Source organism: Rhodothermaceae bacterium (genome assembly GCA_009838195.1).
GTDB lineage: Bacteria > Bacteroidota > Rhodothermia > Rhodothermales > Bin80 > Bin80.
Genome location: VXSC01000002.1, coordinates 88397 through 102253, shown reverse-complemented (window position 1 = coordinate 102253; position 13857 = coordinate 88397). Strand labels below are relative to the sequence as shown.

The following is a 13857-nucleotide window of genomic DNA, read 5'->3' as shown; positions in this document are numbered from 1 at the left end:
TAGCTAAAGGTTGATAACTTCCCGCAATAAGATTGCGGACCAAGGGAACGCAATGCTGCTATCCAAAGGGGACAATTCTGGTGCGTGGCAGCCTATCCCATTTCCACCCAGAACGGCCCACCAAGCCCGCTGGCGACGACGGACCCGTCCGAAAAATCTCAATAATTCTGGAAAAACCTATACTCTCTGGCAGTGTAGAAGAAAAACATCTTCCTTGTCACCGAAACACATCGCAGTGTAAATACCCATACTGCTAAGGATTTCTCTATGTACCAAGGCATTAATATTAATAAGCGCATCCCTACTCATTCGAAATGGCTGATCGCATTGCTTCTGACCTTGAGTATGGGATGTACGGGAGATCGCGAACTTGGGGAGGGTGACACCCGCCCCATTCTGATCGACGGTGGAACGGTCGTAGTGATGGATAGCACTGGAACGATCCTCGAAGGTGGCGCAGTGCTAATTGAGGATGATCGCATTGCTGCGTTACTTGAGTTTGATGCACCTCGACCGGAAGGAGTCATGCGAATTGATGCAACTGGGCATCTTGTGATTCCCGGCCTGATCAATACCCATGGGCATGCGGCCATGTCTCTTCTGCGTGGACTGGCTGACGACCTCCCCCTACTCACCTGGCTCAATGACTACATCTTCCCAGCAGAGGCTGCACTTGTGGAGCCGGATTTTGTGTACTGGGGCACCTTGCTCTCATCTATTGAGATGCTGAAAAGTGGCACCACCACCTTTGCGGACATGTACTACTTCCGTGATGATATTGTGAGAGCCTCGGCCGAAGCTGGGATTCGCATCGTAACTGGCCCACACGTCATCGGCTTTCCCGCGCCAGACTACGCCTCTCCCGAAGAATCCCTATCGGATGCGGCAGAATTCATGGAGCAGTATCAAGACCATCCCACTGTAGTTCCGTCTGTCGCTGCCCATGCAGTTTATACCACACCTCTTTCAGATATCGAAGCTGCTTTCCGGCTTGCAGAGCGCTATAGTGCTCCATTTCAAATCCACGTACTTGAAGATTCCTCCGAGAACCCAACCTTTCGTGAGTTAGCTGGCATGGGAGTCATTGAGGCGCTCGACTCTATTGGTGCGCTCCGGCCTGGGACCGTGCTCGCCCATTCGATCTACCTGTCAGACGAAGACGTTTCACAAATTGCTGCAAGCGGTGCCGGAATCGCACATAACCCTCAGAGTAACATGAAACTTGGAATCGAAAGGGTCGCCCCGATCACCAAGGCACTCTCTGCAGGAATTCCAGTGGGACTCGGAACAGATGGTCCCGCCTCCAACAATGATCTCGATCTGTTTGATGAAATGGATACCGCTGCAAAGGTTCATAAATTGGCGCTCGGCGACCCCGCTGCCCTGCCAGCGGAAACCGTTTTCCGAATGGCGACCATGGGCAGTGCAAGAGTACTGAATCTGCACGAAGAGATTGGCTCGTTAGAACCGGGGAAGCGCGCCGATGTCGTACTTGTTGACATGGATCGTGCGGGACTGACACCGCATTATCGTGTCTATTCACACTTGGTGTACGCGGTTAGTGGAAGCGATGTCAATACTGTAATCGTGAATGGCCGTATCGTCGTTCAAGACCGTAAAGTCCTCACCGTGGACGAAAAAGAGGTCATTGAAAGAGCGCGCACATTCGGAGACCAAGTGCAGCAAGTGATGGCTGAACTAGGCAGATAGTGACTGATTCCTCGATTGAATTGGAGCAGATCATCACCGATTCTGCTTGGGCGCGACAAAAAACTATTTTTTCGTTTAGCCCCTATAGCCCGGCTGAAAAGCCAACGCCAAGAGGACACCGGTCGCGACGGACGCATTCAGTGATTCGACATCCCCGTCCATGGGAATCGAGACCAGACGGTCACAAATGCGTTCCGTATCCGGGAATAATCCTCTCCCCTCACTACCGATCACCAGTGCGACAGGACAGTTCCAGTCCATCTCCCAGATCGAATGCGCTCCGTGGGCCGCTGTACCATACACAAAATAACCCCGTTCTTTTAGCTCGGGAATTACATCTGCAAGTCGACCAACGCGAGCAATCGGCATCCGCAGCGCAGTGCCACTGCTAGCCTTGACCATAGCCGCATTGGCCGGGGCCATGTGATGAGCGCATACAATGAGTCCCTGAACACCAAATGCAACAGCCGAACGGACGATAGCGCCAAAATTTCGGGGATCCTGAATCCCATCCAACAACAATAACCGCGGGCGCTGTGCCCGTACCGTATCAAGGTCTGCTGCAATGTCTTTTAACATCACCGAATAATCCGCATAGGAAAACGCAGCCTGAAATGCTACAGCTCCTTGATGCGTCATCCCATCTGCCAAACGCCGTAGTCCGTCCTTTGGCAACATTTGAACCGGAATCCCCGCTCTGGTTGCAAGGCTTCGAATTTGGTTCAAACCGCGAGCATCTCGTTGAAGACATACCTTCTCCAGTGATTCGGGGGTGCGCTCCAATGCCTCCCGGACTGCATTGCGTCCGGCAATGATAAGTGGGGGATCAACGGACATGAGACTGTACAAAACCCACTAGGGAGTCTACCAGCGACTCTGCAAAATTCGCCTGCTCAGGACGCATCAGGACACTTCTCAGAATTCGAACACTCTCCTGATCCATCTCCATATCGGGCGTGCGGGCACGTAAATCTGCCGACTGTACACGAAGAACGCTCAGAAACACCGGGTTCGTCGTGGAAGCCATCGAATTTTCAAAAAGTGCCTGAGAAGCCCGGTCAATAGCGCTGGCAGAATTTGGATTCGCCTCGGGGTAATAACACGCGATATCCAGTTCCGGCTTTCCCCAGCTTCTGAGTGGGGTATCCTCCAGTGCAGCATGCCAACGCTGTGCGGCCTCTAAACAGGAAGAGAGTATAGGGCCCAGCCCCTCATCTGCAGACAATGGTAACAGCTGCAGAGTCAGCCACAATGCCCCTGCTGCCGCGCCGGCCCGTGAGCACTCCAGGCTGATTTCACCCAGATGCAGGTCCTCACTCGTAAAGTAAGTGTATGGAGAATCATGCAAATAGTGCTTTGCCATCGTTGGGTCACGATAGAGAACGCATCCACAGCCATATGGCTGAAGTCCGTGTTTATGGGGGTCCAAAACAACTGAATCCGCGTCTTTGACTGCATCAAGATTTCTGGCAACTACAGGATCCAATATCTCGCTCCTGCTCAGCAATCTGAAGAACCCTCCGTATGCAGCATCCACATGAACTCGCACACCATATTGCCGGCACAGAGGGATCGCTTCTGCTATCGAATCTACCGTTCCCAAGCCGGTCGTGCCAGCAGTCAGAACCACCGTTCCGATCTTCCGCGACCGGAGAGCCTTTTCGAGTGCTTCCAGGTCCATTCGACCATTTGTATCAGCGGCAATATTCTCTACCGATACACCCAGCACATGGCCCATGCGGGCATGCGTGTAATGGGCTTCCTGGCTGACCGCGATCGTTTTGTCTGGGTGCTCCTCCCGGCTTACAAAGAGCGCCTCCAGATTGGCAATCGTTCCGCTACTGGTCAGATGTCCCAACGCATTTATCGGGAACTCGAACATCTTGGCCAGTTCGATGACTACCTCTTTTTCCATTGCCGCCGTTGGCGGCCCACCATCCAGCGCATGGTTGTTCGGATTAATGCGCATTGCCGTAAGGTAACCCAGAATCGCAACTGGATGCGGTGGCTTGAGCATCTGTCCTGCATAACGGGGGTGGAAGAAAGGATAATTCCCCGTGAGCCGATTCACATAGGCTTCATACGAGGCGCTCAGAGCCTCATGATCTACACGGAGAGATGGATGCGGCTCATAGGGACCCCAACGTGCTTCCCATGTGCTCACACAGCGATCTGCCTCTTTGAGCCAGGCCCCGAGCGACTGCGCCGCAGTGGTCTGGGTCATGCTATTTCTTCCGGGTTGTAAATACCAGCCCCGCGATCCCCATAAGAATCATGATCACCGAGATCACTTCCGCCTGTGTGACCTCCAGACCGATAAATTCAAACACATTGTTGACCCGGATCTGCTCAATCAAAAGACGTTCTACCCCAAAAAACAGTACGGTAAGTGATGCCAGCCAACCTGCACGGAATGGATGATTACGTAAGCTCATCAGCACTGCAAATAATACTGTCGCCATCACAAATTCGTAGATGGATGTTGGATAAACACCAGATTCGGGCAATGTCTGGCCAAGAATATTATTCGGATAGGTCTCTCCCCACAGCCAATCCGGTATAAAGCTTGGTTGTATGTCTGGATTTGAGGGGATCCCCCAATCTCCGTCCCCCGCGAGATGACACCCAATCCGTCCAATCCCATACGCCAACATGACTGTCGGCAGTGTGGCATCAATAAAAAGAGGTAAGTGAACGCCGTGCTTGCGAACATACCAGATAATTCCGACTGCGGCAAAGATCAAGCCCCCATAGAAGGTGAGCCCGCCTTGGGAAAAAATCATTCCACCGGGGTCAACCATGAAATCTCCCCAATTTTCCAGAATATGAAAAACCTTTGCCCCGATAATGCCTCCAATAACCGCAATCACTGTAATTGTGCCCACCAGCGATGCCGGACTTGTATCGACGTTTTGTTTTTGCTTACGCCCTTTCTTTGCTTCAATCTGTACAGATTGAAGCTTTCCCTTTTGATATAATCGATCAAGCTCACGTCGCATGAGCCAAGCCGCCACCAGGAACCCGGTGGCCATCATTGCACCAAATGAATAGATCGTAATCGACTCCATGCCCAAAAATTCAATGGGGATCGGAATCTCAAGGAGACGTGGATACATAATTATTTGAGTTTTCCAGTCAGGTTTTGTATTAATCTAGAAAATTGAACGGCCGTCTGTTCCCCGGTGACCATATTCTTGACAGTTGCTTTTTCGGTTTTCATCTCCTCCTCGGCCAGGATGACAACCCAACTTGCGTTTGCGCGATTTGCGAGGCGCATTTGTGCCTTCATTGAGCGGCTAGTTAACTCCAGGCCTGCCCGTACCCCTGCCCTTCGAAGAGCTTGCACAAATGTAAATGCTTTTTCACCCGCTGCATCTCCCAGTGCGATCATCCATACATCAAATGAATCCGCCTCCGGTAGCGACAACTCCGATCCTTCCATGGCAAGAATGAGGCGCTCTATGCCCGCCGCAAAACCAACGGCAGGGACAGGCTTCTTTGCCCCGATTGCAGGGGCCAGGAGGTCGTAGCGCCCCCCACCGGCCAGTGCACTCTGTGCTCCGATGCCGTCATGCTCAAGCTCAAAGGCCGTGCGGGTATAGTAATCCAGCCCGCGAACGAGCATTGGATCCTCTACGTACGTAATCCCTATCGACTCAAGAAGTCTCTTAAGGGCCTCGTAGTTCACCTGACTCTTTTCGTCAAGGTAATCATGTAAACAGGGAGCCTGTTCAAGAATCTTGCGTTCTGCCTCGACTTTTGTGTCCAGGATCCGAAGCGGATTACGAGAGAGACGCTCACGACTGACCTTGGTTAGATTCTCCCGGTGTGGCTCAAGGTAATTGACTAATGCCTCGCGATATTTTGGCCGGGTCTCCGCACTTCCAAGTGTGTTGATGATAAGCTTGGTCCCTAGAAGCTCGAGCGCCTGATAAACCTCCATCATCACCGCGATGATGTCTGCATCTGCTCTTGGATCTTCGGTCCCGATGATTTCTGCTCCGAATTGGTGGAACTGCCTATATCGTCCTTTCTGTGGGCGCTCGGCCCGAAAGCAGGCACCGATATAGTACAGTCGCTGTACCCCCGGCTGCTGATCCAAATGATGCTGTAAATAGGATCGCATGATGGGGGCAGTCAGCTCTGGTCGCAGGACATAACTCGTATCTCCGCGCTCAAACGTAAACATCTCCTTGGAGACAATATCAGAAAGTTGCCCAATGGCCCGTGCAACGAGTCCGGTAGGCTCTAAAACGGGAGTCCGGATTTCTGAAAATCCATGCCGGTGCATGACCTCATGAATCACACGCTCTACATAACGCCATACCTCTGTGCGTACCAGTGCCCTCTGGGCGCCAGGCAGCAGATCGTTCGTTCCCTCTATTGTCTGAAAAGTGCTCTTCACTGGATTATTGGTTTATCAACCTCGGAAGTGAGCAACATCTTTGCGCAACTGCTCTCTAGTCCAGACTATGTCCTCCGGAAGGTCTGCCACGAATTCCATCCTATCCCCAGAATCGGGGTGACAAAACCCCAGCGACCGTGCGTGCAGTGCCTGCCTATCCAATACATCGAAGATATTCGCATAAAATGCCCGCCGATTTCTTGTAACGGGGCCATGCTTGATAGTCGCTCCTCCATACGCTGCATCTCCGACAAGTGGATGTCCCATGTGGCTCAAATGCACCCTGATTTGATGGGTTCGGCCCGTCTCCAGCTTGAACTGTACCAAAGCGGCTGGACCCAGAATTTCATGTGTTTCATAATGTGTGATTGCATGACGGCCATCAGGACGTACTGCCATTATAGTCCGGTTACGTGCAGATCTACTAATTGGAGCATCTATGGTACCTGATCGGGGATCTGGCACTCCCCAAACGATTCCAACATAATGTCTATCAACGGATCGCGCTTCAAATTGGGACTGTAACGCACGGTGCGCCGCATCGTTTTTGGCAACAACCAAAAGCCCCGTCGTATCCATGTCCAGCCGGTGAACAATCCCTGGGCGAAAGGGCTCATCCAGCGCATGTGGTAAATCTCCGTCCACATGATGCAGTAATGCGTTTACCAAGGTTCCGGTTGGTCTCCCTGCTCCAGGATGAACCGGCATCCGCGCAGGCTTATTGATCACTAGAAGGCTCTCATCCTCATAGACAATATCCAACGGCAATGCCTGAGGAAGAAGACTCATTGGCTCCACGGTGGGCGATGTCCACCGAATGACGAGACCTGGGGTTACGGGATGGGATGGACGCACCACAGTTTTTTCATCTACCGTCACACCGCCAGCTCGAATGACTTTCTGTGCCTGATTCCGAGACCCAATATCGGGCATGCATGCCAAGGCCACATCCAAACGCTGCTCAGTTTTGGCAACCAGGACATTTTGTTTCTTCATGATTCGCTCTGCAGCTGCTCCTCTTGAACACATTTCCACAACTCCCGCTTTAATGTATCTAATCCAAAGTCGGCTACTGCGCTAATCAGAAATACATCCTCTTGTGAACCAAACCGGCGGCGAGCCTGATCGAGATAATATGCATGTTCTTCTTCGGGGAGCAAGTCTGCTTTTGACAGCGCAATAAATCGACGTTTCTGAGAAAGCTTTGGGTCATAATTGTGTAATTCCTGCATAAGATTCTCAAATTCAGAGACAATATCGTCAGAGATCACCGGGATTAAAAATAGCAGTACTGCATTGCGCTCAATATGCCTAAGGAAGCGTAGCCCCAACCCCTTCCCCTTACTTGCCCCCTCAATAATGCCGGGAATATCAGCAATCACGAATGACTCATATTCATCTACACGGACGACACCAGGGCTTGGGGCAAGTGTGGTAAATGGGTAATCGGCAATTTTCGGGCGCGCAGCAGAAACAGAGGCAACTAACGTGCTTTTACCCGCATTTGGAAATCCGACCAGGCCGACATCCGCCAACATCTTTAACTCCAGTTGGATCGTTTTTTCCTCACCCGGCTCTCCAGGTTGAGCATAACGGGGAACCTGTCGCGTAGCAGATTTAAAGAATGTATTTCCTTTGCCACCCCGCCCGCCTTTCGCGAGTACAAGCTGGTCATCATGCTTTACCACTTCACCCAAGAGCTCTCCACTGTCCGACACCCGGGCAATCGTGCCGCAGGGTACGCGCAAAACCAGGTCCCCACCGTCTTTACCGGCACGGTTGTTCCCCTGCCCCCCTTCGCCCCGGGGCGCACGCTGGTGTGGGTTGTATCGCAAATCCAGCAGCGTATACAGATGTTTGTCTGCCTGGAGAATTACAGAACCGCCTTGCCCGCCATTTCCTCCTGCCGGACCGCCCTTTGGAACATATTTTTCACGCCGAAATGCTACGCTTCCAGCACCCCCATGACCACTTCGTACATAAACGGTAACTTGATCTATAAATCGCATTGAGACAGTGAAGAAGGTAACGATCTATACGGATGGGAGTTGTCAAGGTAATCCCGGACCAGGCGGCTGGGCCGCCATCCTTCGGTACGGAACGGAGGAACGTGTTCTTTCAGGGGGCTCACTGGAAACGACGAATAATCGCATGGAACTGAATGCAGCTTTGCAGGCTTTGAAAGCCTTGAAAGAGCGTTGCGATGTAAAACTTCATACGGATAGTCAATATCTCAAACGAGCGTTTACGGATGGCTGGATCGATAAATGGCGTTCAAACGGCTGGATGACTACAAATCGCCAGCCAGTGAAAAATCAAGATCTCTGGCAGGCCCTATGGAATGAAACCCAAAAACATAGCGTCCAATGGATCAAAGTTAAAGCCCACGCGAACAATAAACTCAATAACCGGGTCGATCAATTGGCCGTAAGCGCGGGCGAACGCGTTTCACGTGTTTCAGAGCATACATAACAAAAATTTACCCTGATTTTATTCAATGCTCCTCATAGTATCGGCTTTGTTGATGGGTACTCTACCCTCGGCAGTCCTCCCTGACAACTGCCCTGAGGACTGTAGGCTTTCCGCATCTTACGTCTCGCAGAATATCGAGATAGATGGCGTGCTCAATGAAGAAGCATGGCTTGGTGCGGCTATCGCCACGGATTTTACCCAATACTCACCGAATGAAGGAGATCCCGCCACCCAGCAGACTGAGGTTCGTGTTCTTTACGGAGAGAGTCAGATTTTCATCAGTGCCGTTCTCCGGGATACGGAACCTGAACAGATTCGACGCACACTGGGTCGCCGAGATGAATTCAACCAGGCGGACTGGTTTATCGCATCCATTGACTCCTATCTGGATCGCAAGACGGCATATAATTTTGGAGTCAATGCGGCGGGCGTGCAGGCAGATGGAATTTACACTGGCGGTGGGCCTGGTGGAGGCGGAGGAGGTGGGGGCTTTGATTTTGACACTTCCTGGGATGCAGTTTGGCGAAGTGCTGTGCGTAGTACTCCGGAGGGATGGGTCGTAGAAATGCGAATCCCCTTTACGATGCTCCGATTTTCCGATACACCTAACCAGCGCTGGGGGATCAATTTTCGACGTGTCATTCCGAGACTTGGGGAGGTAAGCGACTGGGTACTCATACCACGAGCTGAACGCAGAAGTGGGGTGGTTGCACAATATGGTACCCTGGAAGGAATTATCGAAATTCGTCCCCGACGAAACATTCAAGTCACCCCGTACACGGTTGGGAGTACTACCCGTGACTCTGAAGAATCTACCTCATCCTATTCTGGAGATGTGGGAGCTGACGTGAAGATCGGAATCTCCTCCAACGTCACGCTTGACGCAACGATTAACCCAGACTTCGGACAGGTCGAGGCGGATCCTGCCGAGCTGAACCTGACGGCTTTTGAGACCTTTTTTCCTGAAAGAAGACCATTCTTCACAGAGGGTGTGTCTATCTTCAATTACAACGTCGTACGAGGAGGGTCGCTCTTGTATACACGACGCGTTGGCTCACACGCCGCTGTATTAGGTGCAGCCAAACTCTCTGGAAGAACAGAAAAAGGGCTCGATTTTGGGTTCTTTGGTGCGTCTACGGGAGATGATTACAACCCAGAGAACCTCTATAGTGTTGGTCGTGTACGGCAACGTATCGGTACCCTCTCCAGTATCGGTGGCATCGCAACCCTCTATGACAACAAACATGGTGAACGAAGTTATACGGGTGGGACCGACTGGGACATCCGCATCTTGGACAATATGTACAGTATTTCGGGGCAGTTTAGTGGAACTCATCGCATCGAAGATGGCGAGTCCGAACAGGGATATGCATTGACGCTCAGTGCAGATCGCCAACGTAGTATATGGAATTTTTCCGCCGACGTGGCGGTCATCAGCGATGGATATAACCCCAATGACATTGGACGCCTACGCCAAAATAATTATGTAAATTTCTCTGGTGGAGTCTTCCACCAAATTAATGGAGGGGCGCCCTTTGGACCTTTCCGCCGTGCATCTGCTTTTTTGTTCAGTGGGGGCGGCTTTTCCTACGACGAGCGACTGCACGATGGTGTTGGCACATTCTTTCGTTCTGACTGGACCCTGAACAGCTACAGTGAGGTGGAAGTGAATTTCCAGACTGACTATCTCTTCGGGGGATACAATGAATACGAAACTCGGGGATTGGACGCACGGGCCCGCCCGCGGGAGTTCGAATTCGAGGTTGGATACAGAACCGATACCCGCCGTAAATGGACCCTCGAGCCCGCTATTGCGGGAGTTATGTTTGCGGATGGAGGACGAGTCGTAGAGCCTGAACTGGAACTGGAGTGGACTGCTACTCCCAAACTCAACCTGTCTCTGGAGGTTGGGCTGGGTCGTGAAATCAATACTACTGAATGGGCCGCCAATGAAGCCCTCTCCTTCAGTGGGAATACTTTATTGATCGGAGAAGAAAGTAATGATGATCCGTCCGAGATAGAGGCATGGCGTCCAATTCCTACCAATGCGGCACTCAACAATGCACTCTCGGCACGTGAGCCCTGGGACGACGAGGGCAATCATTACGTGCCCCTATTTGGTCATCGCAATACGCGGTCTGCTGATATTACCTTGCGTACTGGCATCACCCTGTCTCCCAACTTAGTGATCCAGTTCTACGGGCAACTTTTTGCAGCCCGCGGACAATACACCAGCTTTGAAGTACTACAAAATCGGGACACGCTCGTCCCGGTTCCTGCATGGCCCAAGCAGTACGATTTTGCCTTTAGCAGATTCCAGACCAACACCGTACTGCGCTGGGAGTACCGTCCAGGATCTGTGCTGTACCTGGTGTGGTCACAAGCCCGCTCAACGAGTGATGACGCAGACCTGTTTGATGTGGGCGGTATTTCTCCCTTTGATCAAACCACGTCAAACCAGTTGGCCGACACGTTCAATCTCCCCCCTGTGAACGTGCTGTTGCTCAAGTTCAGCTACAAGTTTCTGAACTAACCCGAATTTCCGCGTCTTCCCTCATGCTGGGCAGTTGCTGCTTTGCGTCAGACGTGGTCTTGTTCTATCGGTCGTGGTTCTGCTGCCTCCGTTAAAAACATCTGCTCAGTCGGTAATTCATCCGACGAAAGAATATACTCCTATTTCCTCGGATCCCCGCTTCGAGTTGGGACATGATGGATATAGCAACGGTAGGTGTTGATGAGGGTAATGCATATGAAATGATCGGGTTATTGGTGAATTTTGATATCGATCACAATGGTACTATGTGCTACGTCGATCTAATGGATACACAAGTTCATGTCTACGGTTACGATGGCAAATTTATTGGCAATTACGTATTTAACCGAATCTTTTGACCGGAGCTGGGCCTTATAAGCAGGTAACTCGACAACTGACACATCATCGCCTATCTTTGAATTGACATGTCTAAATTTCGTGTATATACGGTCGGACACGGGGGACGCACAGTGGACGAAATTGTGCGCCAGATACGAGCTAAAGAGATCCAGTTTGTGATTGACGTTCGCTCGGTTTCTTACTCCAAGTATCAGCCTGAGTTTGCACGAAAACCACTGGCAACAGCACTTCGCAACGCAGGACTGAAGTATGGATTCATGGGACACCAGTTGGGCGGACGCCCGGACGATGAATCTTGTTACGATAATAACCATGTGAATTACGAGAAGGTGCGCGCAATGCCTTTCTTCAAGGAGGGTATTGCACGTTTGCGTTCGGCCTGCGAGCGAAATTATATCGTCTGCCTGCTATGTGCCGAGGCAAATCCAACACAGTGCCACCGATCCGGTATGATTGGGGAGGCCCTAGTACAGGAAGGAATCGAAGTTGAGCACCTACTCAAGGATGGCAGTAGCAGGAGTCAAAAGTGAGGTGATGTATGAGCGCACTGGGGGACAGAAAGAACTATTTCGTGACTTCCCTTCTCTGCAGAAAGACTTTTCGACGCGTCCGATCCGATGATTAATTGGACAATTGGTGCCCACGGAACAACACGTGACACATTTTTTGACGCACTCTGTAAAGAGGGTGTAGTCAGAGACTCTCCGACCTCCTAACTTACCGGTTCAATCTGGACCTTGTAATCTTCCATAATCGGATTGGCAAGTAACTTTTCGCAGGCGGCACGTGTCACAGACTCTGCATCCTCTTCCGTATCTGCAGAGACCTGAAGTTCCATGTACTTGCCAATTCGAACAGAGCTTATCTGGTCAAAGCCCAAATTCTGCAATGCATGATGCGTAGCTTTTCCCTGTGGATCCAATATGGCCGGGCGGAGCGTAACTGTGATGCGCGCTTTATACATATCAAAGATTCGGTTACCTAAAGCGAATTAAATTGATATCATAGCATTAAAGGTCCCATGGCCGGGCGCCGACTACCTCACCGCCGGAAGATCTCGCGCGGTGGAGGAGGGAGTTCGCATTTGGTTTCCCGTTTGGTGACAGGCCCGATCCGGCCATCCGCACTAACCGGCATCGCCCGCCTCCACCAACTTATACACAGCCACGCTGTGCTCACCGAATTCGCCGCGCTCCAAAAGGAGTACCCAGTCCGACCCGGCATCCAGTAGCGTCGAGCGCGCGGGGACGATGAGGCGAGCCACCCACGCGCCGCTTGGGTGCAGCAGGTGGAGTTCCTGGTCCAGCGACCGCCAACCGAAGGTGGTGACCCACAGGCTGCCGTCCGGCAGCGCCATAAGCCCGTCCGTTTCGAAGGCGGGAAACTGCTCCGGTAGGTCATTCCGAATGTCCGGCCAACGCTCCCTCTCGAAGCGCTGGCGCTCCGCAGGTGTGTCGTACCGGGCCAAGTAGGCGTTCAGATAGCGGTCGAGATGCCCAGTTGTCACCTCCCGGTCTGGTCCGGTCCACCGCGCAATGCGCGTGACACGACCACTCCAGTCGACGTGTTCGAGTTCGTAGTCATCGCCCGACCCGTACCACACGCCAGTGTCAGTCGCCGCGAAGACCATGACCTTTCCCCACTCCCTCGGCCCGGTGCCCCCACCATAAAAGAAACGCTCCGTACCGGGTATCCCAGAACGCAGGATCATCACACTGTCACCCTGCGTCCGGCTCAGCGACATGCTCCAGCGGAAGATCTCACCCACCTTCAAGGATGCGTAGTCCGTGCGGTCCGGCCAAGGCGTGAAAATTAAACTGGCATCGGGTGCACACATGGGCTCGCTGTACGGATTTACTCCGGCCTCGCTGAGCCTCCGGGTGTCGATCAAGTCGCCCTCCGCGTCGAGTTCGGTAATTCGGTCCAAATGCCAGTCGAAAACCGTGATGGCGGCTCCCGGACAACCTCTCAGCAACCGGAGTCCCCCATACTCTCCTGGTCCCTCGCCTTGTTGTCCGCTTGTCCACAAATGCCGACCACTGGCGTCGAACATCCGAACTTCATAGCTCTGCTCATCCGCCACAACTACACTTCCGTCTTCGAGCCGAATCGCGCCGGTTATTTCGCCGAACATGTATTCCATTGGACCTTCAAGGACACCGATACGCGCCAACGGCTCGTCCGACAGGGTCAGGTCAGAGCGACTTGGTTCTTCACTCTCAACTATCGTCTGAGCAGCAAGCGTGGTGGCGGACATCAACAACCCATAGATGGCTACTAGGACGATGGCTCCGTACAGTACAATCCTTGCGTTGGCGGAGGGTGTGCTTACAGCGTGGTTCTTCATCGGGTCGGAACAAATGTGCGGAATTGCCAA

At 52.2% G+C, this 13857-nt stretch carries 12 protein-coding genes; 4 read left to right on the top strand and 8 right to left on the bottom strand.

Annotated elements, in window-relative coordinates; translation table 11 throughout:
* Positions 1 to 267 precede the first annotated feature (267 nt).
* The gene (locus F4Y64_00475; GenBank protein ID MXX96085.1) at positions 268 to 1710 is read left to right on the top strand and encodes an amidohydrolase; all 1443 of its coding nucleotides are present in this window, start codon (positions 268 to 270) and stop codon (positions 1708 to 1710) included.
* Positions 1711 to 1785: 75 nt separating this feature from the next.
* Here F4Y64_00475 and rlmB read toward each other — a convergent pair whose 3' ends face one another.
* From rlmB to obgE, 6 genes are read right to left on the bottom strand one after another with little or no spacing between them, the layout of a single operon-like run.
* Positions 1786 to 2547 carry a 23S rRNA (guanosine(2251)-2'-O)-methyltransferase RlmB gene (gene rlmB, locus F4Y64_00470; protein ID MXX96084.1) on the bottom strand — a complete coding sequence of 254 codons (762 nt, stop codon included), beginning with the start codon at positions 2545 to 2547 and terminating at the stop codon, positions 1786 to 1788.
* On the bottom strand, positions 2537 to 3934 hold the full coding sequence (locus tag F4Y64_00465; protein ID MXX96083.1) for an aspartate aminotransferase family protein: 1398 nt from the start codon (positions 3932 to 3934) through the stop codon (positions 2537 to 2539). The genes rlmB and F4Y64_00465 overlap by 11 nt, the downstream gene beginning before the upstream one ends.
* Before the next feature lies 1 nt (position 3935).
* The gene (locus tag F4Y64_00460; GenBank protein MXX96082.1) at positions 3936 to 4826 is read right to left on the bottom strand and encodes a prolipoprotein diacylglyceryl transferase; all 891 of its coding nucleotides are present in this window, start codon (positions 4824 to 4826) and stop codon (positions 3936 to 3938) included.
* Positions 4827 to 4828: 2 nt separating this feature from the next.
* On the bottom strand, positions 4829 to 6115 hold the full coding sequence (locus F4Y64_00455) for a histidine--tRNA ligase (GenBank protein ID MXX96081.1): 1287 nt from the start codon (positions 6113 to 6115) through the stop codon (positions 4829 to 4831).
* 15 nt (positions 6116 to 6130) lie between these two features.
* Positions 6131 to 7111: an RluA family pseudouridine synthase gene (locus tag F4Y64_00450; protein MXX96080.1), complete on the bottom strand. Its 981-nt coding sequence runs from the start codon at positions 7109 to 7111 to the stop codon at positions 6131 to 6133.
* Positions 7108 to 8124 (bottom strand): GTPase ObgE, encoded by a 1017-nt coding sequence (gene obgE, locus F4Y64_00445; GenBank protein MXX96079.1) that lies wholly within the window; start codon positions 8122 to 8124, stop codon positions 7108 to 7110. The genes F4Y64_00450 and obgE overlap by 4 nt, the downstream gene beginning before the upstream one ends.
* 7 nt (positions 8125 to 8131) lie before the next feature.
* Here obgE and rnhA point away from each other — a divergent pair, with 7 nt between their 5' ends.
* The 3 genes from rnhA to F4Y64_00430 all read left to right on the top strand — a co-directional run bounded on the left by rnhA (position 8132) and on the right by F4Y64_00430 (position 12010).
* Positions 8132 to 8587 carry a ribonuclease HI gene (rnhA, locus tag F4Y64_00440; protein ID MXX96078.1) on the top strand — a complete coding sequence of 152 codons (456 nt, stop codon included), beginning with the start codon at positions 8132 to 8134 and terminating at the stop codon, positions 8585 to 8587.
* 25 nt (positions 8588 to 8612) lie between these two features.
* Positions 8613 to 11120, top strand: a complete 2508-nt coding sequence (locus F4Y64_00435; protein ID MXX96077.1) for a hypothetical protein — start codon at positions 8613 to 8615, stop codon at positions 11118 to 11120.
* A 425-nt stretch (positions 11121 to 11545) separates the two neighbouring features.
* Complete coding sequence (locus tag F4Y64_00430) at positions 11546 to 12010, top strand: DUF488 domain-containing protein (protein MXX96076.1); 465 nt, start codon at positions 11546 to 11548, stop codon at positions 12008 to 12010.
* Between the two features lie 182 nt (positions 12011 to 12192).
* Here the strand turns inward: F4Y64_00430 and purS are convergent, their stop codons facing one another.
* Both purS and F4Y64_00420 read right to left on the bottom strand, forming a co-directional pair.
* Positions 12193 to 12444: a phosphoribosylformylglycinamidine synthase subunit PurS gene (gene purS, locus F4Y64_00425; GenBank protein MXX96075.1), complete on the bottom strand. Its 252-nt coding sequence runs from the start codon at positions 12442 to 12444 to the stop codon at positions 12193 to 12195.
* 162 nt (positions 12445 to 12606) lie between these two features.
* Positions 12607 to 13857, bottom strand: a complete 1251-nt coding sequence (locus F4Y64_00420; protein MXX96074.1) for a hypothetical protein — start codon at positions 13855 to 13857, stop codon at positions 12607 to 12609.

Bases quoted from the DNA above. Each gene is read 5' to 3' on its own strand.
- F4Y64_00475 (MXX96085.1), top strand. From the start codon at position 268: ATGTACCAAGGCATTAATATTAATAAGCGCATCCCTACTCATTCGAAA.
- rlmB (MXX96084.1), bottom strand. From the start codon at position 2,547: ATGTCCGTTGATCCCCCACTTATCATTGCCGGACGCAATGCAGTCCGG.
- F4Y64_00465 (MXX96083.1), bottom strand. From the start codon at position 3,934: ATGACCCAGACCACTGCGGCGCAGTCGCTCGGGGCCTGGCTCAAAGAG.
- F4Y64_00460 (MXX96082.1), bottom strand. From the start codon at position 4,826: ATGTATCCACGTCTCCTTGAGATTCCGATCCCCATTGAATTTTTGGGC.
- F4Y64_00450 (MXX96080.1), bottom strand. From the start codon at position 7,111: ATGAAGAAACAAAATGTCCTGGTTGCCAAAACTGAGCAGCGTTTGGAT.
- obgE (MXX96079.1), bottom strand. From the start codon at position 8,124: ATGCGATTTATAGATCAAGTTACCGTTTATGTACGAAGTGGTCATGGG.
- F4Y64_00435 (MXX96077.1), top strand. From the start codon at position 8,613: ATGCTCCTCATAGTATCGGCTTTGTTGATGGGTACTCTACCCTCGGCA.
- F4Y64_00430 (MXX96076.1), top strand. From the start codon at position 11,546: ATGTCTAAATTTCGTGTATATACGGTCGGACACGGGGGACGCACAGTG.
- purS (MXX96075.1), bottom strand. From the start codon at position 12,444: ATGTATAAAGCGCGCATCACAGTTACGCTCCGCCCGGCCATATTGGAT.